Annotated in this window: 19 protein-coding genes; 10 read left to right on the forward strand and 9 right to left on the reverse strand. The window is 73.7% G+C overall.

What is annotated here, in order from left to right:
- Positions 1 to 32: 32 nt before the first annotated feature.
- Positions 33 to 800 (reverse strand): glycerophosphodiester phosphodiesterase, encoded by a 768-nt coding sequence (locus ACSHXN_RS33355; RefSeq protein WP_355140355.1) that lies wholly within the window; start codon positions 798 to 800, stop codon positions 33 to 35.
- Positions 797 to 1,450: a YczE/YyaS/YitT family protein gene (locus ACSHXN_RS33360; protein ID WP_355140354.1), complete on the reverse strand. Its 654-nt coding sequence runs from the start codon at positions 1,448 to 1,450 to the stop codon at positions 797 to 799. Before ACSHXN_RS33360 ends, ACSHXN_RS33355 begins: the two co-directional genes overlap by 4 nt.
- A gap of 112 nt (positions 1,451 to 1,562) precedes the next feature.
- Between ACSHXN_RS33360 and ACSHXN_RS33365 the strand changes: the two genes are divergently transcribed.
- Complete coding sequence (locus tag ACSHXN_RS33365; protein WP_438304763.1) at positions 1,563 to 3,062, forward strand: PLP-dependent aminotransferase family protein; 1,500 nt, start codon at positions 1,563 to 1,565, stop codon at positions 3,060 to 3,062.
- Positions 3,063 to 3,119: 57 nt separating this feature from the next.
- On the opposite strand, the gene ACSHXN_RS33370 is transcribed toward ACSHXN_RS33365, so the two are convergent.
- The gene (locus ACSHXN_RS33370) at positions 3,120 to 4,661 is read right to left on the reverse strand and encodes a hypothetical protein (protein WP_355140352.1); all 1,542 of its coding nucleotides are present in this window, start codon (positions 4,659 to 4,661) and stop codon (positions 3,120 to 3,122) included.
- 37 nt (positions 4,662 to 4,698) lie between these two features.
- Positions 4,699 to 4,893: a hypothetical protein gene (locus tag ACSHXN_RS33375; RefSeq protein WP_059125484.1), complete on the reverse strand. Its 195-nt coding sequence runs from the start codon at positions 4,891 to 4,893 to the stop codon at positions 4,699 to 4,701.
- Between the two features lie 336 nt (positions 4,894 to 5,229).
- Between ACSHXN_RS33375 and ACSHXN_RS33380 the strand changes: the two genes are divergently transcribed.
- The 5 genes from ACSHXN_RS33380 to ACSHXN_RS33400 all read left to right on the forward strand — a co-directional run bounded on the left by ACSHXN_RS33380 (position 5,230) and on the right by ACSHXN_RS33400 (position 10,668).
- Positions 5,230 to 5,622, forward strand: coding sequence for an ankyrin repeat domain-containing protein (locus ACSHXN_RS33380; protein ID WP_355140351.1), 393 nt, complete (start codon positions 5,230 to 5,232; stop codon positions 5,620 to 5,622).
- A gap of 301 nt (positions 5,623 to 5,923) precedes the next feature.
- Positions 5,924 to 7,342: a HEAT repeat domain-containing protein gene (locus tag ACSHXN_RS33385; RefSeq protein WP_355140350.1), complete on the forward strand. Its 1,419-nt coding sequence runs from the start codon at positions 5,924 to 5,926 to the stop codon at positions 7,340 to 7,342.
- Between the two features lie 139 nt (positions 7,343 to 7,481).
- Entirely contained in the window at positions 7,482 to 8,609 is a 1,128-nt protein-coding gene (locus tag ACSHXN_RS33390; RefSeq protein ID WP_356297229.1) for a glycosyltransferase family 4 protein, read from the forward strand.
- Positions 8,606 to 9,817, forward strand: a complete 1,212-nt coding sequence (locus tag ACSHXN_RS33395) for a glycosyltransferase (RefSeq protein ID WP_355804357.1) — start codon at positions 8,606 to 8,608, stop codon at positions 9,815 to 9,817. Before ACSHXN_RS33390 ends, ACSHXN_RS33395 begins: the two co-directional genes overlap by 4 nt.
- On the forward strand, positions 9,814 to 10,668 hold the full coding sequence (locus ACSHXN_RS33400; protein WP_355140347.1) for an SGNH/GDSL hydrolase family protein: 855 nt from the start codon (positions 9,814 to 9,816) through the stop codon (positions 10,666 to 10,668). Before ACSHXN_RS33395 ends, ACSHXN_RS33400 begins: the two co-directional genes overlap by 4 nt.
- Before the next feature lie 10 nt (positions 10,669 to 10,678).
- Here the strand turns inward: ACSHXN_RS33400 and ACSHXN_RS33405 are convergent, their stop codons facing one another.
- From ACSHXN_RS33405 to ACSHXN_RS33425, 5 genes are read right to left on the reverse strand one after another with little or no spacing between them, the layout of a single operon-like run.
- The gene (locus ACSHXN_RS33405; RefSeq protein ID WP_356114895.1) at positions 10,679 to 11,548 is read right to left on the reverse strand and encodes a biotin-dependent carboxyltransferase family protein; all 870 of its coding nucleotides are present in this window, start codon (positions 11,546 to 11,548) and stop codon (positions 10,679 to 10,681) included.
- The gene (locus ACSHXN_RS33410) at positions 11,545 to 12,162 is read right to left on the reverse strand and encodes a 5-oxoprolinase subunit B family protein (protein ID WP_355140345.1); all 618 of its coding nucleotides are present in this window, start codon (positions 12,160 to 12,162) and stop codon (positions 11,545 to 11,547) included. The genes ACSHXN_RS33405 and ACSHXN_RS33410 overlap by 4 nt, the downstream gene beginning before the upstream one ends.
- Complete coding sequence (locus tag ACSHXN_RS33415; RefSeq protein ID WP_355140344.1) at positions 12,159 to 12,911, reverse strand: LamB/YcsF family protein; 753 nt, start codon at positions 12,909 to 12,911, stop codon at positions 12,159 to 12,161. Before ACSHXN_RS33415 ends, ACSHXN_RS33410 begins: the two co-directional genes overlap by 4 nt.
- Before the next feature lie 22 nt (positions 12,912 to 12,933).
- Positions 12,934 to 13,755, reverse strand: a complete 822-nt coding sequence (locus ACSHXN_RS33420) for a putative hydro-lyase (protein ID WP_355140343.1) — start codon at positions 13,753 to 13,755, stop codon at positions 12,934 to 12,936.
- The gene (locus ACSHXN_RS33425; protein ID WP_355140342.1) at positions 13,752 to 15,071 is read right to left on the reverse strand and encodes an MFS transporter; all 1,320 of its coding nucleotides are present in this window, start codon (positions 15,069 to 15,071) and stop codon (positions 13,752 to 13,754) included. Before ACSHXN_RS33425 ends, ACSHXN_RS33420 begins: the two co-directional genes overlap by 4 nt.
- A gap of 227 nt (positions 15,072 to 15,298) precedes the next feature.
- On the opposite strand from ACSHXN_RS33425, the gene ACSHXN_RS33430 reads away from it, so the two are divergent.
- The 4 genes from ACSHXN_RS33430 (at position 15,299) to ACSHXN_RS33445 (ending at position 23,254) form a co-directional block, all read left to right on the forward strand.
- Positions 15,299 to 15,991, forward strand: coding sequence for a GntR family transcriptional regulator (locus ACSHXN_RS33430; protein WP_355140341.1), 693 nt, complete (start codon positions 15,299 to 15,301; stop codon positions 15,989 to 15,991).
- A gap of 91 nt (positions 15,992 to 16,082) precedes the next feature.
- Positions 16,083 to 17,609: a hypothetical protein gene (locus tag ACSHXN_RS33435; RefSeq protein WP_355140340.1), complete on the forward strand. Its 1,527-nt coding sequence runs from the start codon at positions 16,083 to 16,085 to the stop codon at positions 17,607 to 17,609.
- Between the two features lie 55 nt (positions 17,610 to 17,664).
- Positions 17,665 to 18,552 carry a hypothetical protein gene (locus ACSHXN_RS33440; protein WP_355140339.1) on the forward strand — a complete coding sequence of 296 codons (888 nt, stop codon included), beginning with the start codon at positions 17,665 to 17,667 and terminating at the stop codon, positions 18,550 to 18,552.
- Positions 18,553 to 18,619: 67 nt separating this feature from the next.
- Positions 18,620 to 23,254, forward strand: a complete 4,635-nt coding sequence (locus tag ACSHXN_RS33445) for a hypothetical protein (RefSeq protein ID WP_438304769.1) — start codon at positions 18,620 to 18,622, stop codon at positions 23,252 to 23,254.
- Positions 23,255 to 23,281: the final 27 nt, after the last annotated feature.

The raw sequence follows: 23,281 nt of genomic DNA on the forward strand, positions 1-23,281 counted from the left end.
TTCCCCGTGGAACGTGATCGTGCGCGGGGCGTTCAGGCCCAGGTGCCCCGGTCCTCGAGGACCCTGCGCAGCGTGTCGATGTGATCGGTCATGATGCCATCCACTCCGAGGTCCAGGAGCCGGTGCATACGATCGGGTTCGTTGATCGTCCACACGTGCACCTGGAGCCCCCGCGCATGAGCGGCGCGCACGAAGCGGCGGTCCACCACGGGGATGCCCGACTGGGACTCCGGGACCTGGGCGGCTATCGCCGAGCGGCGCAGCCCCGCCGGTATGCCCCAGGAGCGCAGCCGCAGACCCAGCACGCCCCGGGTGCCGTACGAGGTCGCAAGGCGCGGACCCGCGAGGCGCTGGGCGCGCACGACGCGCGACTCCGAGAACGAGCCGACGCAGATCCGGTCCCAGCAGTCGGTGCGCTCGATCAGGTCGAGCAGGGGCCGCAGGGCGGGCTCCGCCTTGATGTCGACGTTCCAGCGCACATCGGGGAACTCCTCGAGCAGGTCCTCGAAGAGGGGCACCGGCTCGCTGCCCGCCACGCGCGCCTGCCGCACGTCCTGCCAGGGCAGGTCCGCGATCCGTCCGGCCCCGTCCGTCACCCGGTCGAGCGTCGCGTCGTGGAACGCCACCAGCTTCCCGTCGGCCGTGGCGTGCACATCCGTCTCGATGTAGCGGTAGCCCGCCTCGACGGCGCGCCGGAACTGGGCCCGGGTGTTCTCCAGACCGTCCGCGGCCCCGCCCCGGTGGGCGAAGGGGATGGGGCCGGGGTGGTCGAGGTAGGGGTGGCGTATCAGGGTCGTCACCGCTGCAGTATCGCTCCCTCCGGTTGCCCGGTGGCAACGACCGCGCTGCGCGCCGATGCCGCGGGGACGGCGAACATGCGCAGGAAGAGCTGGGCGAGCGGGCCGATGGTCAGTGCGTACAGCACGGTCCCGACGCCGACGGTGCCTCCGAGGGCGAACCCGGTCACGACGACGGCGACCTCGACCGCCGTGCGGATCAGCCGGATCGAGCGGCCGGTGCGCCGGTGCAAACCGGTCATCAGGCCGTCGCGCGGACCCGGTCCGAAGTCCGCCGCGATGTAGAGGCCGGTCGCCGCGCCGTTGAGGACGATGCCCGCCAGAAGAAGGGGAACCCGTACGGCCAGGGCGTGCACGTCGGGGAGCACGGCCAGGGTGGCGTCCATGGCGAAGCCGATCACGAGGACGTTGGAGACGGTGCCGAGGCCGGGGCGCTGGCGCAGCGGGATCCACAGCAGCAGGACGGCGGCGCCCACGATCGTCAGCACCACGCCCATGCTGAGCCCCGTCAGCTTCGACAGTCCCTGGTGCAGGACGTTCCAGGGTTCGAGGCCGAGGCCCGCCTCGAGGAGGAGAGCGGAACTCGCGCCGTAGAGCGCGAGGCCCGCGTACAACTGGACCAGCCGCCGCCCGAGTCGGATCTTCGTGGACATGCCAGTGAACAAAACGAACCCCCCTGTGGTGGCAGTGGCCTGATGCATGACACTCTGTGGCTTGGAAAGACAAGCCAACCATGGCCAATTCAGGGAAGGTGGACTGGACGTCATGGCGCAGTGGACCTCGGCGGTGGGTGCGGCGCAGCTCGCCCGACTGCTCAACTCCCAGCAGGACCGTCCCGCGGGCCCGGGCACCCGTCGCCCGCCCGCCTATCGCGCGCTCGCCGACGGCATCCGGCTCCTGGTGCTGGAGGGCCGCGTGCCCGTCGCCGCCCGGCTGCCCGCCGAGCGGGAACTGGCACTCGCCCTGTCCGTGAGCCGTACGACGGTCGCCGCCGCGTACGAGGCGATGCGGACCGAGGGTTTCCTGGAGTCCCGCCGCGGGGCCGGCAGCTGGACCGCCGTGCCCGCGGGCAACCCGCTGCCGGCACGCGGCCTCGAACCGCTGCCGCCCGAGGCACTGGGCTCGGTGATCGACCTCGGCTGCGCGGCCCTGTCCGCACCCGAGCCGTGGCTCACCCGCGCGGTGCAGGGGGCGCTTGAGGAGCTGCCGCCGTACGCGCACACCCACGGCGACTACCCGGCGGGTCTGCCCGCGCTGCGCTCCATGATCGCCGAGCGCTACACCCGGCGCGGCATTGCGACCATGCCGGAGCAGATCATGGTGACCACGGGCGCCATGGGCGCCATGGACGCGATCTGCCACCTCTTCGCCGGCCGCGGCGAGCGCATCGCCGTCGAGTCGCCGTCGTACGCCAACATCCTCCAGCTGATGCGGGAGGCAGGCGCCCGCCTGGTCCCCGTGGCGATGAGCGAAGGTCTCGGCGGCTGGGACCTGGACCGCTGGCGCCAGGTCCTGCGCGAGGCCGCGCCCCGGCTCGCCTACGTCGTCGCGGACTTCCACAACCCGACGGGCGCGCTGGCCGACGAGGACCAGCGCCGCCGCCTGGTGGAGGCGGCCCGCTCCGCCGGGACCGTCCTGGTCGTCGACGAGACGATGAGCGAGCTGTACCTGGAGGACGATCTGGAGATGCCGCGTCCGGTGAGCGCCTTCGACCCGGCGGGCTCCTCCGTGATCACTGTCGGCTCGGCGAGCAAGGCCTTCTGGGCGGGCATGCGCATCGGCTGGGTGCGTGCCGCCCCCGATGTGATCCGCAGCCTGGTGGCCGCCCGCGCCTATGCCGACCTGGGCACACCGGTGCTGGAACAACTGGCCGTGAACTGGCTGCTCAGCACGGGCGGCTGGGAGCAGGCGGTGGAACTGCGGCGAAAGCAGGCCCGGGAGAACCGGGACGCCCTGGTCGCCGCGGTGCGTGCACAACTGCCCTCCTGGGAGTTCTCGGTGCCGCGGGGCGGTCTGACCCTGTGGGTGCGCACCGGTGGTCTGTCGGGGTCCCGGCTCGCCGAGGCCGGCGAGCGGGTCGGCGTCAGGGTGCCGTCGGGGCCGCGCTTCGGCGTGGACGGCGCGTTCGAGGGGTATGTGCGGCTGCCGTTCACGGTGGGCGGCGCCGTCGCGGAGGAGGCGGCGGTGCGCCTCGCCGCCGCGGCGCACCTGGTGGAGACGGGCGTGCCGGGACCGTCCGAGGCGCCGCGCACCTTCGTCGCCTGAGCCGCACCCGCGCGTACGGAGGCGCGGTCGTACGGGGAGGCGGGTCCCGCCGCCGGTTCAACCCTCCGCCGGCACCGCTTCCACCGCCGGGCTGTTCCGCCGCGGCAGCAGCCCGAGCACCGCCTGCCGGTGGCGTTCGCTGGTGGCGTCGTCGTACGGGTCCGGGGTGGCCGGCACCTGGAGGCGGTGGACCGGGCCGGTGCCCAGGCGGGCGTAGCCGCGGCCCGGCGGAACGTCCCTGGTGGGCGTGGTGTGCGGCGGCACGCCCAGCACCGCCTCGAGTTCGCCGGAGGTCGCGCAGCCCAGCACCACACGGGCGCGGGTGTGCCGGAGCACGGCGTCGGACAGACCGTCGAGGCCGTCCAACTGCTCGGCGAGCACGACCGTGACGTTCGCGGCGCGGCCGTGCCGCAGGGGCACCTGGAGCAGCGCGAGCGGATCCCTGCCCCCGTCCGCCGCCGCGAGGTGCCCCAGCACGCTCGACCGGTCCAGCAGGATCCAAAGAGGGCGCTTGATGTCGTCGGGCGGCGGGTGCCCGGCCTGCCGGGACCGGTTCGCCGCGATCAGGCGCCGTTCCGTCTCGTGGGTCGCCCACTCCAGGCTCGCCACCGCGCCCGCGAGGCCGGACTCGACGGCGAGCACACCGTCCCGGCCCGTCAGGCACGCGTACTCGCCGGTGCCCGCGCCCTCGACGATCAGCACGTCCCCGTACTGCAGTGCCTGGAGGGCGATCGAGCGCACCAGCGTCGTCGTACCGCTGCCGGGCCCGCCGGCGATGAGCAGATGCGGCTCGGTGGAGCGGGGTCCCGTGCGCCACACCACCGGAGGGACGTCGCGCTGCTCCTCGCCCTGGGTGAGGGGGAGCGTGCGCTGGACGCCGGTGGGGTCGGTGAACCCGAGCACCGTCTCGCCGGGTGCGGTCACGAAGCGCTGTGCGGCGATGTCGGTGGGCAGGGGCGGCAGCACGGTCACGGTCAGTTCGTTGGCCTCCTCGTCCCACTGGAAGTGGTACTCGCGGCCGCGCCCCGACTTCGCGTGCACGAGCTGCTCGATCCGTGCACGCGATTCGGCCTCGCCGTCCGTGAAGTAGGCGGGGTAGCGGATGAGGAGGCGCGAGATGCGGCCGGTCCCGTCGAACTCGAACGAGGACAGCGTCCGGGTCCAGTCCCCGCCGGGCGCGTACATCGGAGCCGGGTCCTCGGCCACCGAGAAGTACGGCACGAGCGCCTCGTAGAGCGACTGCAGACGCTGGGTCTGGGCGTCGCTCGGGCCCTTCGGCTGCGCCGATCCGCGCTCGCGGCCCTGCCATCCCGCCGCCGCCATGAGGGTGATGCCGGCCAGCAGGGGCCCGTAGGGCATCAGGGCCACGACCAGGATCACCGATGCGGCCAGGAAGAGGAGCGGTCCCCGTCGGTCCTTCGGTGTCTCCGTCCACTTGCGCCGTCCGGCCACGGCCAGCCGGCGCAGACCGCGCGAGATGGTGATCAGCGGGTGGAGGACATCGGTGGCGCCGCCGGCGGCCGTTCGGGCGAGCTCCCGGCCGCGGGTGATCTGCGCGCTGCCGTTGGTGAGAATGCGGGGGAGGGGGCGCCGGGCCACGTGTTGCTCCTGGGGTGCGTGCGGAAGGTGGGCGGGGTCAGAAATTGAGCCCGCCCAGCAGGCTCGCGAGGCTCGCGCCCCCGGCCTTGATGCTCGGGGCCACGGCTGTGCTCGAGAGGTAGAAGCCGAAGAGCCCGCAGACCGTGGCGTGGGAACCCTTCAGGCCGTGGTTGCGGCAGAACAGGAAGACGACGCTGCCGAGCAGCACAACGCCAGAGATGTTGAGGATCATTGCTCTCTCCTGGTTCACGGGGACAGTCACCATGAGTCCTTCCAGGCTCACAGAATGTATCCATAGGATAAAAGCTGCAACTGGGTGAAATTGCATCGATTTCCCCCGGATGGCGGCGCTGTCCTGCGCACTTCGGGCCGGTCCGTTGCGCTCACCGGGCACTGTCGTGATCTTTGCCGGGTGCGGCGCCCGCCATGTGCCGCCGAAGCCAGTACGCTGGCGATTCACCCGTACGGCGGCACCGCTCGCCGCCGTGCGCGGCGTGTACGACCGCCCCGCTCGCCGTCGTGCGCTCCCCGCAGTCCCCAGCAGTCGTAGTGAGAGGCGGTCCGTCCGATGAGTGACGCCCCCGACCCCGAGGTCGTGGAGCTCGCGACCAAGATCTTCGATCTGGCGCGCCGAGGCGAGACCGAGGCGCTCGTGGCGTACGTCGACGCGGGCGTTCCGGCGAACCTCACCAATGACCGCGGTGACTCGCTCGTGATGCTCGCCGCCTACCACGGACACGCGGACGCCGTCCGGGCCCTGCTGGAGCGCGGCGCCGAGGCCGACCGGGTCAACGACCGGGGCCAGACCCCGCTCGCCGGGGCGGTCTTCAAGGGCGAGCCGGAGGTCATCAGGGTCCTGCTGGACGGCGGCGCCGACCCGTCCGCGGGCACGCCGTCGGCCGTCGAAACCGCCCGGATGTTCGGCAGGAGCGACTTGCTCGAACTGTTCGGCGAGCCCTGATCCGTATGCTCTGACCAGCAAAGACAACGAAAACGGGGGAGGCGGTACGGGGCCGCCCGAAATAAGGTCGCGGCAGCGCGAGACGCCGAGTCATCATGACGTCGTGATTCACGGACGCGATGGCTGGGCAGGTGTTGCCGCACCGCGCGGACCGTGATGCGGTCCGCATGGGCCACCGACGAGAGGCAGAGGAAGATGGTCTACAACAAGCAAGCGACGGCGGGCGCCCCGACGTGTTGTCACGCGACCAGGTAGTGCGTGTCCCCCGGTTGCGTCGACGCTTGATGTGAGGCTGTTTCCCATGTTCGAACCGGTCATAGCGCCCAGCGGTACCCTGCTCGGCCTCCTCCAGAGGGGCCGCGGCGACGGTACGTTGCACGCGCTCACCGCACCGCGGGCCGAAGCGCTCGCGGCGCTCAACCACTGCGTGCTGCGCGATCCCCGCCACGACTGGCAGGTGGAGAACCGCTCCCTCTACTACGCCCGGCTCTACCTCGATCTGCACGGCGAGCTGGACGACATCGAGGCACACCTCTTCAGCGCCGAGGACGTCCTCGACACCGACGAGTGCCGCACGGGACTCACCCTCGCGGTCCTCGGGCACCTCGCGTCGTACGGCAGGCGCGATGCGCTGGAACTGCTGCGCAGGTACGCGGCCTCGGGCTCGAACTGGGCCTGGGCCCTGGACGAACTCGCGCTGCGCGACGACGACGCGGGGCTGCGGGCCCTCGCCGCTCCCGTCCTGGCCCGGTTCCCGGCCGATGCCGAGGGCGAGGCCGAACTCGCGGTCGCCGTCCGGGACGCCTTCGAGCCACGGCCCTGGCGGCTGTGGGCCGACGACTCGCGCCCGTCCATCGCCACGCGTGTGCGTGCCGCCCAGGAGGCGGGCTGTTTCGACCGCTGGCAGCGGCAGATGCGGTCACAGGGTCCCCGGCCGGGGTGGAGCGTGCGGGCGGTCTTCGACTGGGCCCAGCAGGGCATCGAACGCGGTGCCGTGCTCCATGTGCCCGCCGCCCGCTGCCTCACCGCCGTCGCCGGACCCGAGGACCGGCCGGAGATCGTCGAGGCCGCCCGTTTCGGCGAGGACGGGGCCCGGTGTACCGCCCTGCGCTACCTCGCCGACAGCAACGACGCCGAGGCCCTCGATCTGATCGAGGCCGCCGTGGCCTCCGGGTCCGCGCTCGTCGTCGACGCGGCCGTGGACGCCTTCGAACGGATGCGCAGTATGGCCGCCGTCGACCGGGCGCGCGGCTGGGCCCGCCGGCCGGACGCCCTGGGTGCGGCCGCCGGGCGCATGCTCGCCTGCCGCGGCGGCGCCCAGGACAGCGACCTGGTGCTCGCCGCGCTGCGCGAGGGGGTCCGGGGCGAGGGTCCCGACGCGCCGACCCTGTGGACCCTCGTCGACGGTGCGGGACGGCTGGGAATCGCCTGTGCCGCGCCGGTACTGCGCCATATCTACCGCGAGACCGCATCGTCCCATCTCCGTGGCCGCGCCGCCCGCGCCCTGGCCGCAACCGATCCCTCCTTCGCCGCGGGATTCGCCGTCGAGTGCCTCTGGGACTGCGAGGAGTCCACCCGCGAGGTCGCCGCACGGCACGCCGAGACCGGGGACACACGCGTCGTCGAGCGGCTCCGCAGGCTCGCCGCGGATCCGGCCGAGGAGGCCGAAGTCCAGACAGCCGTGCGCAGCCGCATCGGCCCGGACATGCCAACCGTATGAACGTTCGGTGACTCGGGAGTCAGGAGCGTATGGACGAGGGCTGACCTGCCCGGCGGCGCAGCCCAACGCTCACAGGACGTTCCCCGTCCGGAAAGATCGACGTTGACGAGGCCACGTCCGGCAGGGCGAGAACACGGGTATGCGTGTCGTCATCGTGACCGAATCCTTTCCCCCCGATGTGAACGGCGTGGCCCACTGCGCGCTCCAGACCGCCCGGCACCTCGTCGATCGCGGTCACGTTCCCCTCGTCGTCGCCCCGGCCACCGCCGCCGGGAACGGGCCGGACGCCCAGGCGCCGTGCCCCGTCGTCCGTGTCCCCTCCATCCCGCTCCCGGGCTACCCCCAGGTGCGCGTCGCTCTCCCCAGCCGACGCGTCGCCGCGGCCATCACCGAGCACCGCGCCGACATCGTGCACCTGGCCAGCCCCTTCATCCTCGGCGTCCGGGGCATGGCGGCCGCCGCCCGCCTCCGCATCCCGGCCGTCGCCATCTACCAGACCGACCTGGCCGGATACGCCCGCACCTACATCAGCGCGGGCGAGGCCGCGGCCTGGCGGCGCATCCGCTCCGTGCACGCCGCCGCCGACCGCACGCTCGCGCCGTCCAGCGCGGCACAGCACGACCTGGAGGCGCACGGCGTGCCGCGGGTCCAGCTGTGGCCGCGAGGTGTCGACACCGTCCGCTTCCGCCCCGACCTGCGCGACGACGCGATGCGCCGGGAGCTCGCCCCCAACGGCGAGCTGATCGTCGGCTATGTCGGCCGGCTGGCCCCCGAGAAGCACGTCGAGCTCCTCGCCGGCGCCTGCGGGCTCGAGGGCGTCCGGGTCGTGGTCGTCGGTGACGGGCCGAGCGAGCCCACCCTCCGGAGCGCCCTGCCCGGGGCCGCCTTCCTCGGGCGCCGCACCGGTGACGAGCTCGCCCGGATCTTCGCCTCGCTGGACGTCTTCGTGCACACGGGCCCCTTCGAGACCTTCTGCCAGACCGTCCAGGAGGCCATGGCCAGTGGTGTGCCGGTCGTCGCGCCCGCCGCCGGCGGACCGCTCGACCTGGTGGCCCACGGCCGGACCGGACTGCTCGTCCCGCCCGGTGACACGGCCGCCTTCCGGGACGCCGTGCAGACGCTCGTCTCGGACCGCGCGCTGCGGAACGAGTACGGGACCGCCGCACGCGCCCTCGTCGAGGGCCGCACCTGGGCGGCCGTCGGCGATCAGCTCATCGGCCACTACGCGGACGTCCTCGCCGCGCGCAGGACGGCGGTGGCGGCATGAGCTTCGCCACCGAGCGCGTCGGCGGCGGACTGCGGATCGTGCGGCTCGCCAACTTCGTCGCGCCCTCCTCCGGCGGTCTGCGCACGGCCCTGCGCGAGCTGGGCAAGGGGTTCAAGGAAGCGGGCCACGACCCGGTGCTGATCGTCCCCGGGGAGCGCCACAGCGACCGGGAGACCGAGCAGGGCAGGGTCATCACCCTGCCCGGGCCCGTGCTGCCCGGTACCGGCGGCTATCGCGTTCTCACGGACAAGCGGCGGGTCGCCGCCCTCCTGGAGCGACTCGACCCCGACCGCCTGGAGGTCTCCGACCGCACGACGCTGCGCTGGACCGGCAAGTGGGCGCGGCGCGCCCGGATTCCCGCCGTGATGGTCTCCCACGAGACCGCCGACGGAGTCCTGCGCACCTGGGGCCTGTCCGAGAACCTCTCGCGGCGGGCCGCCGACGCGCTCAACATCCGTACGGCACACACCTACGCACGGGTGGTGTGCACCACCGAGTTCGCCGAACGCGAGTTCGTGCGGATCGGGGCCCGCAACGTCGTACGGGCCCCGCTGGGCGTCGACCTGGAGCAGCGGCACCCCTCGCTGCTGGACGCCGGCCTGCGTGAGCGGTACGCGCGCGAGGACGAGACGCTGCTCGTGATGTGCTCCCGCCTCTCCGTGGAGAAGCGGCCCGGCACGGCCCTGGACGCCGTGGAGTCGCTGCTGCGGCGCGGTCGGCGTGTGGTCCTGGTGGTCGCCGGTGACGGCCCGCTGCGGGCCCGGCTGGAGCAGCGGGCGGCCGAGCGGCGGCTGCCGGTCACCTTCCTCGGCCATGTGGGAGACAGGGAGCTGCTCGGCGCCCTGCAGGCCTCGGCCGACGTGTGCCTGGCCCCCGGTCCGGCCGAGACGTTCGGGCTCGCCGCCCTGGAGGCGATGGCCTGCGGAACCCCGGTGGTGGCCAGTTCCCTCTCGGCGCTGCCCGAGGTCATCGGCTCGGCCGGCGCCACCGCGGTGAACACCGGCGAGGCCTTCGCCGACGCGATCGACCTGCTCACGGAGCGGCCCGAGTGCGAGCGCCGGGAGGCGGCACGCGCGCGTGCCGAGTGCTTCGGGTGGAAGACCGCGGTCGACGCGTTCCTCGCGGCCCACGACGTGCAGCCGTCCGTCGTGCGACCGACGGCCTTCGACGACCGTTTCCGGGACGACGCCCGAGAGGGTGTCGCATGAGACCCCTGCGGTTCGTCGCACTCGGCGATTCACTGACGGAAGGCGTGGGCGACCCCGTCGGGGACTCCTGGCGGGGGTGGGCCGCGCTCCTCGCCGGCGGGCTCGCGCCCGCCCAGGCCCCGGCCGAGTTCACCAACCTCTCCTTCAGCGGCGCGCAGACCCGGGACGTCCTCGAACGGCAGACCCCGGCCGCGCTCGACCTGCGTCCGGATGTCGTCTCCGTCGTCATCGGCGTCAACGACACGCTGCGCTACACCTTCGACATCCACGCCGTGGCCGCCCGGCTCGACAAGGTCTACGCGGCCTTCAGGGCCCAGGGCGCGGTGCTGCTCACGGCCTGTCTGCCGGACCCGGGGTCGATGCTCCGCCTGCCCGGTGCGCTGGCGCGCCCGCTGGCGCGGCGGCAGCGGGCCGTGAACACGGTCGTGCACGCGCTCTCCGAGCGGCACGGGGCGGTGCATCTGCACGCCGAGGGTGGGGACTGGATCCAGGACCGGTCCATGTGGAGCGCGGACCGGCTGCACCCGGGGGAGCGCGGGCACCGGCAACTCGCCCTGCGCTTCCACGCGCTGCTCGCCGAGGAGGGTGTCGCGACGGGCACCGCGCCCGCCGCCGAACCCGAGTTCGCACCGCCCACCCGCTCGGCCAGCCTGTGGTGGCTCGCCACCGCCGGAACGGGCTGGGTGGCGAGGCGATGCACCGATCTGCTGCCCCAACTGCTCACCCTCGCCGCCGCCGAGGTGCGCCACAAAGCGCGGGGGACCAGCGCCCGGCTGGACCTGAGCGCCTCGCACGCGGTGGCGTCCGCGCTGGCCGCGCTGTCGGTGGCCGAACAGCCGGACGTGGCGTGAACCGGCGCGCCTAACGACGGCTGACGGCGGTGAAACGCACGGGGGTGCCCGGAGTCGCCTGTGCGGCGGCCGCGAGGCCGGCCGGCCGCACGACCGCGATGACCGGGTACCCCCCGGTCGTCGGATGATCGGCGAGGAAGACGACCGGGCATCCGTCGGGCGGCACCTGGACGGCTCCCAGCACCATTCCCTCACTGGGCAGTTCGCCCGGCCGGGCGCGTTCCAGCGGGGGACCTTCGGTGCGCAGGCCCACGCGGTTGCTCGCCGAGGACACCCGGTACGCGCGGGTGAGGAACGTGCGGAGCGCGTCCGCCGTGAACCAGTCGTCGCGCGGCCCCGGCGTCACCCGCAGCACCAACTCGTCCGGCGGACCCGGCTGCGCAGCGGCGTCCACATACGGGAGGACGCCGGCGGGCCTGCCCAGGGGCAGTACGGCACCGTCCGCGAGCGGCGGCGGGCCGAGGCCGGAGAGCAGGTCCGTGGAGCGGCTGCCCAGCACCGGTTCCACGGTCACACCGCCCGAGACGGCGAGATAGCTGCGCACGCCGGACCGCGCGCGTCCGATGTCGAGCAGCGCACCGCCCGCGACACGCACCGGCGCTCCCCAGGGTGCGGGACGCCCGTCCACGGTGACCGGGCAGGGCGCGCCGCCGACCGCCACCGTGACCGCCGAACGAGGCCGCACGGTGCAGCCGTCGACCGTGGTCTCCAGCACGGCCGCCTCCGGGGGATTGCCGACCAGCCGGTTGACGAGTGCCGCGGCGGGCGCGTCGAGCGCTCCCGAACGCGGCACGCCGAGGTGGGCGAGGCCGGGCCGTCCCGTGTCCTGCACGGTGGTCAGCGCCCCGGCGCGCACGACGGAGAGCGCGCGGTCCGTCATCCGGGGCCCACCGGGACGAAGCGGACCACGGCGCCCGGCGCGAGCAGCGCGGCCGGCACGCGCGCGTGGTCCCACAGGACGGCGTCGGTCGTGCCGATGAGCTGCCAGCCGCCGGGCGACGGGCGCGGGTACACCCCCGTGTACGGTCCGGCCAGGGCCACGGCGCCGGCCGGCACGGCCGTGCGGGGGGTGGCGCGGCGCGGAACGTGGTAGCGGTCCGGCAGACCCGTCAGATAACCGAAACCGGGTGCGAACCCGCAGAAGGCCACCCGGAACCGGGACGCGGAGTGGATGCGCGCCACCTCGTCCCGGGACACGCCCCACAGGTCGGCGACGTCCGGCAGATCCGGGCCGTCGTACCGGACGGGGATCTCCACCGGTTCCTGCACGCGCTCGGGGACCGGCGGAATCTCCCAGCCCGCGAGCCGCGCCGCGAGCCGGGAGGGCTCCCGCACCCCGTCGAGCAGGACGGTGCGGGCCGCGGGAACGATCTCGCGCACCGTCAGCTCGCCGGCCGACCTGCGGCGTTGCAGCTCGGCGTGCAGCGCCTCGGCCTCCTGCCCCGAGGGGACCTCCAGGAGCAGGGCGTCGTCACCGACGGGCATCGCTCTCATGCGAAGGCCTCCACGTGGACGCCGGCGGCCTCCAGCGCGGCCCGCACCCGGCGGGCCAGGCCGACGGCGCCGGGCGTGTCCCCGTGCAGGCACAGGGAACGTGCCCGTACGGAGATCTCACGCCCGGAGTGCGCGGTGACGACCCCGAAGCGGGCGAGTCCCACCGAGCGTTCCACCACGCCGTCCGGGTCGGTGACCACCGCGCCGTCCTCGCCGCGCGGCACGAGCGTTCCCTCCTCGGTGTACGCGCGATCCGCGAACGCCTCGGTGACGGCCGGGAGTCCGGCCTTCTCGGCCACCTCGAGCAGCCGTGAGCCGGGCAGCCCGAGCACGGGCAGCGCGGCGTCGGCGAGCAGCACGCCGTCCACGACCGCCTCGGCCTGCCGCTCGTCGTGGACGACCCGGTTGTAGAGCGCGCCGTGCGGCTTCACATACGACACCCGGGAGCCCGCGGCACGCGCGAAGACCTCCAGCGCGCCGATCTGGTAGGCCACTTCGGCCGCCAGTTCCGCGGGCGGCACATCCATCGAGCGCCGCCCGAACCCGGCCAGGTCGCGGTAGGAGACCTGGGCGCCGATCCGTACCCCCCGCTCGGCCGCGAGTGCGCACACCCGCCGCATGGTGGCCGCGTCCCCGGCGTGGAAGCCGCAGGCCACGTTGGCGCTGGTCACGACGGACAGCAGCCGCTCGTCGTCGGTGAGCTGCCAGCGGCCGAAGCCCTCGCCGAGGTCGGCGTTGAGATCGATCATGGTCCCTCCTGGTCGGGCGATGTCAGGCGACCCGGTACTGCTCGTCACGGGCGTCGGTGATGAGCATCTGCCCCGGTGCGTGGGTGATGGCGAACGGCGGGCGCGAGGCCGTCACCGCGGCCTGCGGGGTCACTCCGCAGGCCCAGAACACCGGGATGTCGTCCGGTTCGGCGTCCACCGGGTCGCCGAAGTCGGGCCGGCCGAGGTCCTCGATCCCGAGGGCCGAGGGATCGCCGCAGTGCACGGGGCTTCCGTGCACCGCCGGGAGCAGTCCGCTCTCCCGGATCGCGGCTCCGAGGTGCTGCGGCGGCACCGGGCGCATGGAGACCACCATGGGGCCGTGCAGGCGCCCCGCCGGACGGCACTGACGTCCCGTCACGTACATCGGCACGTTGCGGCCCTGTTCGAGGTGGCGCAGGGGGACGCCCGCCTCGGCGAGCGCCCACTCGAAGGTGAAGCTGCACCCGATGAGGAACGACACCAGGTCGTCGCGCCAGTGCGCGAGGACGTCCGTCGGTTCGTCCACGAGTTCGCCGTCCTGCCACACCCGGTAGCGCGGCAGATCGGTGCGCAGATCGGCGCCGTCCGCGAGGACCGTGGTGAAGGACCCGGCGTCCGTGACGTCGAGGACCGGGCAGGGCTTGGGATTGCGCTGGCAGAACAGCAGCGTGTCGTAGGCCCAGTCGGCCGGTACCGACACCAGGTTGGCCTGGGTGTGGCCCGCGGCGCACCCGGCCGTCGGGCCGCTGAGCCCGTCGCGGAAGCGGGCCCGGGCGTCCTCGGGGCGCCACGTGTGCGCGTGGCCGTCGACGCGGGTGAGGGGGCGGTCGTCCGCTCGGTTCACGTCAGTTCCTTCCCGCGCGTCTCGGGCAGGCCGAGCAGCGCCAGCGCCGCGAGACCGTAACCGATCGCGCCGAAGACCAGCGCCCCGCCGACGCCCCAGCTGTCGGCGAGGAAGCCCACCAGGGTGGGGAAGACGGCGCCCACCGCGCGCCCGGTGTTGTAGGTGAAGCCCTGCCCCGTGCCGCGTACGGCCGTGGGGTACAGCTCGCTCAGATAGGACCCGAAGCCGCTGAAGATCGCCGACATGCAGAATCCGAGCGGGAAGCCGAGCACGAGCAGAAGGGTGTCGGCGCCGCTCGGGATGTTCGCGTACGCCAGGATGCAGACCGCCGAGAGCAGTGCGAACAGCCAGATGTTGCGCCGGCGGCCCAGCCGGTCGGTGAGGTGGCCGCCGGTGAGGTAGCCGAGGAAGGCTCCGGAGATGAGGAAGGCCAGATAGGAGCCGGTGCCGACGACGGACAGGCCGCGTTCGGTCTTGAGGTAGGTGGGCACCCAGGTCGCCAGCGTGTAGTAGCCGCCCTGGACGCCGGTGGACAGCAGGCCCGCGAAGACCGTCGTGCGCAGCAGACCCGGCGACCCGTCCGAGCCGGGCTTGAAGATCGCCGCGAACGACCCCTTCTGCGCGCTGCGTTCACGCTGGGCCGTCGCCTCCGGGGCGTCGTGCACCCGGCGGCGCATCCAGATCACCAGCAGCGCGGGCAGTGCTCCGGTCCAGAACATCACGCGCCAGGCGAGGTCGTCGCCCACGAAGGAGAAGACCAGCGTGTAGACGACGGCGGCCAGCGCCCAGCCGACGGCCCAGGAGCTCTGGATCGCGCCGAGCGTACGGCCGCGGTGCCGGGCGCTCGCGTACTCGGCGACCAGGATCGCGCCGACCGCCCACTCGCCGCCGAAGCCGAGCCCCTGGAGGGCCCGGAAGACCAGCAGCGTCTCGTAGGTGGGCGCGAAGCCGCAGGCGACAGTGAAGACGGCGTACGTCACCACGGTGATGATCAGGGCCTTCACCCGGCCGATGCGGTCGGCCACGACGCCCGCGATGGCGCCGCCCACCGCCGAGACGACCAGGGTGACGGTGGTGAACAGTCCCGTCTGGCCGCTGTCCAGACCGAAGTACGCCGCCAGCGCGACCATGCTCAGCGGCAGTGTGAAGTAGTCGTAGGAGTCCAGGGCGTAGCCGCCGAAGGCTCCGGCGAAGGCGCGCCGGCCGCGCGGTCCGAGGGCGCGCAGCCAGGCCGACGCGCCGTCGTCGTCGATGCGTTCGGCCGCGTCGGAGTGGGCGTCGGCGGTCAGGGGCCGGGAGGGAGGGGTCGTGCTCATGGGCACCTCGCAGTGAGGGACGGAGGGTGCTTGCGGGATGAGCCGTGCCGTGCGGGTCGGAGGGCGCCGTGCGGGGAACTGCGCCCAACGGTGGGACATTTCGCGCGAAAGGTGCGGCCCCGGAGCGTGGGGCCGGGTGATGCCGTTCGCAGTACCGTAGGGGATCGTTCAACGATCCTTCAATACCCATGTTGTTTCGTCCTTGTATCTGCGATTGAATTCCGGGCATGGCAGAGCAGCTGACGGGACTGGCCGACGACCGCGCCCTCCTGGGGCGCACCAGCACCGCCGAGCGGGTCTCGGACATCCTCAGGAGCCGGATCGCCGAGGGGTACTTCCCGCCGGGCACCCGGCTGTCGGAGGACGGCATCGGGGGCGCGCTCGGCGTCTCCCGCAACACGCTGCGCGAGGCGTTCCGGCTGCTCACCCACGAGAGACTGCTCGTCCACGAGTTGAACCGAGGGGTCTTCGTGCGGGTGCTGACCGTCGAGGACGTCGAGGACATCTACCGCACCCGTCTGCTCGTCGAGTGCGCCGTCGTCCGGGGCCTGGGCGAGCCGCCGTACGCCCTGGACGGCCTCGCCGAGGCCGTCGCGGAGGGGCAGCGGGCCGCGGGGGAGACCGACTGGAAAGGGCTGGGCACGGCCAACATCCACTTCCATCGGGAGCTGGTGGCGCTCGCGGGCAGCGAACGCACCGACGAGCTGATGCGCAGCGTCTTCGCCGAACTGCGGCTCGCCTTCCACGTCGTGGACGACCCCCGGCGGCTGCACGAGCCTTACCTGGTGCGCAACCGGCAGATCCTCCGGGCCCTGCAGGACGGCGACCGGATCGGGGCGGAGGAGCTCCTCGAGGTCTACCTCCACGACTCGCTGGAGCGGATCGTCGAGGACTACCGGCGGCGGGTCGGCGACGAGTAGCAGGTCTCCCGCACCGGGGCGACGACGCGGACCCCGCGGCGCACCCGTGCTGTTTGGGACGTTGTCAGACCGAGGACCTAATCTGTGCACCGTGACTTCGCCTGCATCGACGGACCGTGTTCCGCCCCAGCTCGGCGCGGGACCGCGCCCCGCACCGGGCCCGGCCGCCGACGAGGGGCTGGCGCGGCGGCTGCGCGCGCTCGCCTGCACCGCGCCGCTGCACGACCTGGACGCACGCAAGGCGAACCTCGCGGGCGAGTACACGGTGTACGGGATGGCGGAGGTCGCCCTGTCCGCCATCGACCTGGTCACACTGAACATGGACTTCGACACAGGAGCGGACCACGACCAGATAGTGGCCCGGCTCATCCCGCGCATCGCCGCCCAGGCCCCTCGGCGCCCGGTCGCGGAGCACGAGCGCGTGGCCCGCTGGGTCCTGGAGAACCTGGTCAACGTCGGCAGCGTCGACCGCGGCTTCCGCGCCGTGTACGGCACGTTCACGGCCGACGGTGAGTACGTCCGCCGCGACTACGACTTCAAGCTGATCGAGGAGGTCCCGGGCTACGGCGGGGGCGTCTACCTGAGGACGACGGACGAGGCGGTCAACGTCCTGGTCGGCGCCCTCGACACGGACGTCACGAGCGCCCAGATCGCCGCCGAGGTCAAACTCGACGTGCTGATCAGCCGCGGGCGCCTCGCCGACGCCCAGCTCGCCGCCGAGCAGGCCCGCTACCGCACCGTGCAGTACTCGGAGTCGCTGCGCAGGACCCTGGAGGCGACCCGGCGCAACGTCCGGGCGGTGGACTGGCTGAACACGGTCCCCGACATGATCGCCGAGGCCCTCGACCACGTCGCCGACCGCTACCGCCACGAGAACGCGATCCTCACCAACATCCGCAGGGCCCGCGACGAGTCCGAGGACCCCGAGCACAAGCGGCGTGCCGCCGAGCTCGTCGACATCGTCAAGGACTGCATCCGCAGGCACACCCAACTGCAGTCGCGGCTTCTGGAAGCGGGCCCGCTGTTCCGCGCCGAGCAGGACCGGCAGGCCTTCGCCGCACCCATGGCGACCTCGGGGACGGACCTGTACGGGCATCTCCTCGCACCGTTGCTGCCGCTTCCGCTGGAGCAGGCGATCCGCGTCACGGACGCCTTCTTCGGCCACGGCACGGGTCTGCGCACCCCCGCCTCCGTCCGCGTCGGAGACCTCGTCGACCTGCTCCTGACGCCGCCCGTGGAGCGCGAGCACCTCGGCGCCGAGATGCCCGAGCCGGACCTGATCGCCACCCCGGACGACAGCCGGTTCAGCGAGGAGCAGCTGACCGCCGCGCTGGAACTGCTCGACCTGCCGGCGGACGCGCCGCGACGACTGTCCGGACTGCTGGCACAGGCGCGCCGCCAGGACCCCGAACTGCCCTACCTGGTGGCCCTGCTGACCGTGCACGCGGCCAGCCCGCCGGTCGGCACGGCCTACCGGCAGGGCGAGCAGAAGCTGCTGTTCGCCGTGGACGACGGCACGGAGCTGGACGATCCGGAGTTCGGCGGTGCGGACCTGATCGTCGGCACGGCACTGCTCGATGCGGCGGGCATGGCTGCGGACCGGACGGAAGCGGCATGACCAGCGATCAGTACCAGCACCATGATCAGTACCAGCACCATGAGGAGTCCCGGCCGTGACCGAGCACGTCGAGTGGAGTGAGCCGGAGGCCGCCGCCGCGCCGGTGAGTGCCCCCGTCACCCCCGCCGACGCCGCCGACGCGGCGCGGCTCGTCGCCTTCGGGCTGCAGCCCAAGCTCCAGCCCGCCCGCGACCAGGAGTACACGGAGCTGCTGCGCCGCTACCGCGAGGACCCCCGCTTCGCCCGGCTCGCCGACGCCGTGGCAGGCGGGCTCGGGCTGGTCGTCCTGGAGGTGTCCCCGCGCGCCGGCATGGCGGTGACCGCCGCCGAGGACTCCGTGTTCGCCGTGCGCATGGGCGACTACGCGCGGCGCACCTCCGCCGATTCGGGCGACCGCTTTCTGCACGGCCTCGCCCATCTCGCCGTCGCCGCGCTGGCGTTCCCGCGCCCCGAGGACCTGGCCGACGACGGCTACATCGGGCGCGTCACGGTCAACGGCGTCGACGCCTTCGTGCGCCAGGCCTGCCGCCGGCTCGAGGAACGGGCCGAGGAGCAGGGCGAGAACACGGACCCGGCGACGGACGCGCCGGGACTGGAGGCGGCCTGGCGGATCTGGGCCAGACGCAGCGCGACAGGGGCCACCAAGGACGCGCGCCGGCTCGCGGGCTCCACCACGGGCATCGTCGGCAAGGCCGTCGCGTTCCTCACGGACTCCGGATTCCTCCAGCGCACGGGCGACGACCACGGCGGCACCTACCGCACGACGGCCCGCTACCAACTCCAGGTGCGCGACCTGGCGGGCAGCGCCGCCATGGCCGAACTCCTCGAACTGGGCGTCGTCCCGGTGACCGACGGGACGGGCACCCTGCTGCCCGCCGAGGACACCGACGACCTGGAGCTGGTGGCCGACGCCGGGCTGCCGTTCCACTCGGGCAGAGCCTGAGGCCCCCGGCCTTCGGCCCTCCGCACTTCCGCAGACTCAGCAAGACCGACGACGAGAGTCCCCCGCCATGTACGAGCTGTCCCGGGTCCGCCTCTACTCCATCGGACCGGCCGGTGCGCGCTACGCCGACACCGTGCTGGACCTGCGGGGCGTGGGTGATCCGGTGCCCGACCCCGCGCCCACCCAGGCGGAGTTCTTCGAAGAGGAGCCCGCGGGCCCGCCGCGCCGTCCGGCACCCGCCGGCGTGCTCTTCCTGGAGAACGGCGGCGGCAAGTCCGTCCTGCTCAAGCTGATCTTCTCGGTGATGCTGCCGGGCCACCGCAACACCCTCGGCGGGGCCAGCTCCGGTGTGCTGCGCAAGTTCCTGCTCGCCGACGACTGCGGGCATGTGGCGCTGGAGTGGCAGCACACACTGACCGGCGAGTGCGTCGTGGTCGGCAAGGTGAGCGAATGGCGGGGGCGCCAGGTCTCCAGCGACCCGCGGAAGTTCGCGGAGGCCTGGTACTCCTTCCGGCCCGGCCCCGGCCTCAGCCTCGACAATCTGCCCGTCGCCGAGTCCACCGCCGTGAGACCGCCGGCGGAAGGCGCTTCCGGGGCGGCGGGACGGCGCCGCACGATGAAGGGCTTCCGGGACGCCCTGACGGAGGCGGGCAAGGCGTACCCGCACCTCGAAGTGCACTGGGAGGAGATCCACGACCGCTGGAACGAGCATCTGACGGACCTCGGCCTCGATCCCGAACTCTTCCGCTACCAGCGGGAGATGAACGCCGACGAGGGTGAGGCCGCCGGCCTCTTCGCGGTCAAGAAGGACTCCGACTTCACGGACCTGCTGCTGCGGGCCGTGACCGACACCCGCGACACCGACGGGCTCGCCGACCTGGTCGGCGGTTTCGGCAACAAGCTGGGACGGCGTGCCGAGCTGATGGCCGAGCGCGACTTCACCGCCGGTTCGGTGGATCTGCTCGGGCGCATCGTCGACGCGGCCGAGGCACGGTCGCGGGCCCGGGACATCCACGCGGGCGCCGAGCGGCGCACCCGCACCCTGGCCCGGCGGCTGTCGGCACGCGGGGTGCGCGAGCGGATGCGGGCCACCGACCTGGCCCAGCGCGTCACCGCCGCCGCCCACGCGGTCACGCATGCCGAGGGTGCCCGCGAGCGCAGTGCGCTCACCGCTGCCGAACTCGCCTACCGGCACGCCTCATTGGCCCTGGCGGGTGCGGAAAGGGCGGCGGCCGCCCAGAAGCGCGAGCTGGCCGACGCGCGCCAGCTGTACTCCGCCTGGCAGGCGGCCGAGGCCGTGCTGCGGCACCGCGCCGCCGCCGACCGCTCGGCCCGGGTGGCGGCCGCCATCCGCGAGGCCGAGCGGGACGCCGCGCCGGCGCTCGCCGCGCGCGCCAAGGCCGCCGTGGACCTCGTCCGGGCACTGCACGCCGCCGCCGAGAGCGCCGAGACCCTCGCGAACCAGGAGGAAGAGCGCTCCGCCGCGCTCCAGGCGGCGGGCGAGTCCGCGCACCGGGACGCGACCGCCGCCGCCACGGAGGCACAGCGTGCGCGCAGCGAGGTGGGACATCTGCGCCAGCGGCTCACCGAGGTCGAGCAGGAGACCGCAGAGGCCGTACGCGCCGGCTGGCTGGACGACAGCGCCCCCGACGCCGACCCGGCACGCGCGGCACTCGCCGCGAGCGACGCGGAGAAGGCGGCGGTCGCCGCCTGGGACACCGCGCGTGAGGCGTCCCGCCGGGCGTCCGAGCACGCCCGCGAGGCGGCGTCCGCGGAATCGCGCGCCGAACTGACGGCCGCCCGATCGGCCGACGCGGCCGCGGCCGCCGAGCGGGCGTACGAGGCCGAGCAGGGCACCGCTCGGGCGCTGGCGGCGGAGGAGCGGCTGTCTGAACTGCTGAGCCTGTCCGGCACCGGCGGGGCCCGGGTCCCCCGGCCGCGCCGCGACGAGGAGACGGGCGTGGCGGACATCGCCGCGGAGGGCGGGTCCCTCACCGCCGAGGAGTTGGACCGCTTCGCCGACGAACTGCGCGAGCTGCTCGACGACACCGTCACCTCCGCCGAGCGTCAGCTCTTCGATTTGCGTACCGCCGCGGCGGACGACGCGCGCATCCTCGGTGCCCTCGGTGACGGCGGGCTGCTCCCCCCGGGCCCGGACGTGCTGGCGACCGTCGAGTTCCTCGGCGAGCACGGCATCCCGGCGCTCCCGGGCTGGCGCTACCTCGCGCAGGCGGTCGACCCCGCCGACCATGCGCGCGTGCTGGCCGCCCGTCCCGAACTGGTCGACGGAGTGATCATCACCGACCCGGACACCCACGCCCGGGCCCGTGACGCGCTGAGCGACGCGGCTCTGCTGCCGCGTTCCGCCGTCGCCGTCGGCACCGCGGCCGCGCTGCTCGCACCGACGCCCGCCCTCGACGAGGGCGACGGCGGAGTCTTCCTCGTGCCGCCGAATCCGGCCATGCACGACGAGCACGCGGCCGACGAGGAGCGTCAGGAGCTGCGCGCCCGGGCCACCGAGCGGGACGAGGAGATCAGGGCCCTCGCGGCCCGGCTCGGCAAGGACCGCGAGCTGACCGCCAGACTGGCGTCCTGGCGCACCGGCTGCCCGGCGGGCCGTCTGACGGAACTCGCGACGGCCGCCCGGGACGCCCGCGCCTTCGCCGAGGAGGCCGAGGCCGAACTGACCGAGGCGCGCACCGTCCGTGCCGAGGCCGACGAAGTGGCGGCCGAGGCCACCCAGGTGCGCGACGAGCGCCAGGAGGCGGCGCAGCGGGCGCGGCGCGCCGCCGATGCGCTCGCCGGCCTCGCCTTCAGGCTGCGCGAGCGGGCGGGATGGCAGGCCGCGCTGCGGGAACTGGCCGACGAGGCGGTCGAATCGGAGGCTCGCGCCCAGTCCTGCCTGGAGCGCGCCCGGGCCGCCGACGAGGACCGCAGGGCCGCCCAGCGCGCCGCCGACGACGCCCGCCGCACCGCGCGTGCGCTGCGGGCCGAGCGCGCGGAGATCGCGGGCGCCCCCGACGACGTACCGGCGGACGACGCCGACGCGCCGAAGGCGTCCCTGCCGGCGCTCCGCGAGGCCTACCGTGCCGCCTCCCAGGTGTACGAAAAGGTCGGTGTCGGTGCCGACCTGCGGGCCGAACAGGCGCGCGCCGAGAGCGACGACTCCGCCGCGCTCGCCGAACTGGACCGGCTCAGCAACAAGGTCCGTTCGCGCGCGGAACAGCTCCTGCAGTCCCCGGACGGTTCGGACGGCCCGTCCCGGCAGGCCGCGGCGACGCGCGCCGAGGAGCTGGTGCAGCTGCTGGAGACCCGGATGTCCACGGCGAGCGAGCAGCTCGGCCGGCTGCGCGGCGAGGCCGAGCGGCACGCCCCCGAGAACGGCGAGGCCCACACCGAGCTGCCCGAGGAGACGGCCCCCCGGGACACCGAGCACGCACAGTCCCTGCTGCGCACGGCCACATCGGAACTCGCCTCCCGCGTGGAGGCACTCGGCCGGGCCCGCGAGGCCCATGCCGAACTGCTCGACGCCCACCGGGCGGCCGAGGACGCCGCGGGCGGCTTCGACGAGATCGCGGCGATGCTCCGCGATCTGCTGCGGGAACACACCGCCGAGGAGGAGCAGGAGGAGCAGGAGGAGTACCCGGGCAGCCTCGAGGAGGCCCGCCGGTCCGCCGCCGAGACCCGCCGGTCGCTGCGCGGCTGCGCCGGCGACCTGTCCTCGGCGGAGACGGCCGTGCGCGAAGCCTCCGACGTGCTCGTCCGGCATGCCAACTCCACCCGGTACGAGCAGGTCCGCACCCCGGCCCGGCAGCAGATCCGGGAACTGCCCACGTCGGCGCTGCCGGAGCACGCACAGCGGTGGGCGGACGCCTTCGCGCCCCGGCTGCGCGTGCTCACCGACGAGCTGGCCCAGCTGGAGCGCAACCGCGACTCGATCGTGGACCGGCTGCGCGGACTCGTGGAGTCGGCGCTCGCCACACTCCGCTCGGCCCAGCGGCTCTCCCAGCTGCCCGAGGGACTCGGCGAGTGGTCCGGGCAGGAGTTCCTGCGCATCCGCTTCGAGGAGCCCGACCAGGCCACGCTCACCGAACGGCTCGGTGAGGTCGTCGACGAGGCGACCCGCGCGGCCGTCAGGAAGAACTCCGACCTCCGGCGGGACGGCATGTCGCTGCTCCTGCGAGGGGTCGGCGCGGCCCTCCAGCCGAAGGGCGTCGCCGTCGAGATCCTCAAGCCGGACGCCGTGCTGCGTGCCGAACGTGTCCCCGTCGGTCAGATGGGTGACGTGTTCTCCGGCGGCCAGCTGCTCACCGCGGCCATCGCGCTGTACTGCACCATGGCGGCACTGCGCAGCAACGACCGCGGCCGTGACAGGCACCGCCATGCGGGCACGCTGTTCCTGGACAACCCCATCGGACGCGCCAACGCGACCTATCTGCTGGAGCTCCAGCGCGCCGTCTCTCACGCGCTCGGCGTCCAGCTGCTCTACACCACCGGGCTGTTCGACACGACCGCGCTCGCCGAGTTCCCGCTGGTCATCCGGCTGCGCAACGACGCCGACCTGCGGGCGGGACTGAAGTACATCCGGGTGGAGGAGCATCTTCGGCCGGGGCTGCCGCAGCAGCCCCGGGCCGACGAGGCGGTGCACAGCGAGATCACGGCGACCCGGATGTTCAAGCGACCGTCCGTGGACGTCCCGTAGGAAGCGGCGAGGGGCGCGGCGCCGTGT

Source organism: Streptomyces sp. HUAS TT11, assembly GCF_051553595.1.
Lineage (GTDB): Bacteria > Actinomycetota > Actinomycetes > Streptomycetales > Streptomycetaceae > Streptomyces.

Coding starts and splice junctions, on each gene's coding strand:
- ACSHXN_RS33365 (WP_438304763.1), top strand. CDS start 1,563: ATGGCGCAGTGGACCTCGGCGGTGGGTGCGGCGCAGCTCGCCCGACTG.
- ACSHXN_RS33405 (WP_356114895.1), bottom strand. CDS start 11,548: ATGACGGACCGCGCGCTCTCCGTCGTGCGCGCCGGGGCGCTGACCACC.
- ACSHXN_RS33425 (WP_355140342.1), bottom strand. CDS start 15,071: ATGAGCACGACCCCTCCCTCCCGGCCCCTGACCGCCGACGCCCACTCC.
- ACSHXN_RS33380 (WP_355140351.1), top strand. CDS start 5,230: ATGAGTGACGCCCCCGACCCCGAGGTCGTGGAGCTCGCGACCAAGATC.
- ACSHXN_RS33400 (WP_355140347.1), top strand. CDS start 9,814: ATGAGACCCCTGCGGTTCGTCGCACTCGGCGATTCACTGACGGAAGGC.
- ACSHXN_RS33410 (WP_355140345.1), bottom strand. CDS start 12,162: ATGAGAGCGATGCCCGTCGGTGACGACGCCCTGCTCCTGGAGGTCCCC.
- ACSHXN_RS33375 (WP_059125484.1), bottom strand. CDS start 4,893: ATGATCCTCAACATCTCTGGCGTTGTGCTGCTCGGCAGCGTCGTCTTC.
- ACSHXN_RS33385 (WP_355140350.1), top strand. CDS start 5,924: ATGTTCGAACCGGTCATAGCGCCCAGCGGTACCCTGCTCGGCCTCCTC.
- ACSHXN_RS33430 (WP_355140341.1), top strand. CDS start 15,299: ATGGCAGAGCAGCTGACGGGACTGGCCGACGACCGCGCCCTCCTGGGG.
- ACSHXN_RS33360 (WP_355140354.1), bottom strand. CDS start 1,450: ATGTCCACGAAGATCCGACTCGGGCGGCGGCTGGTCCAGTTGTACGCG.
- ACSHXN_RS33390 (WP_356297229.1), top strand. CDS start 7,482: ATGCGTGTCGTCATCGTGACCGAATCCTTTCCCCCCGATGTGAACGGC.
- ACSHXN_RS33415 (WP_355140344.1), bottom strand. CDS start 12,911: ATGATCGATCTCAACGCCGACCTCGGCGAGGGCTTCGGCCGCTGGCAG.
- ACSHXN_RS33445 (WP_438304769.1), top strand. CDS start 18,620: ATGTACGAGCTGTCCCGGGTCCGCCTCTACTCCATCGGACCGGCCGGT.
- ACSHXN_RS33395 (WP_355804357.1), top strand. CDS start 8,606: ATGAGCTTCGCCACCGAGCGCGTCGGCGGCGGACTGCGGATCGTGCGG.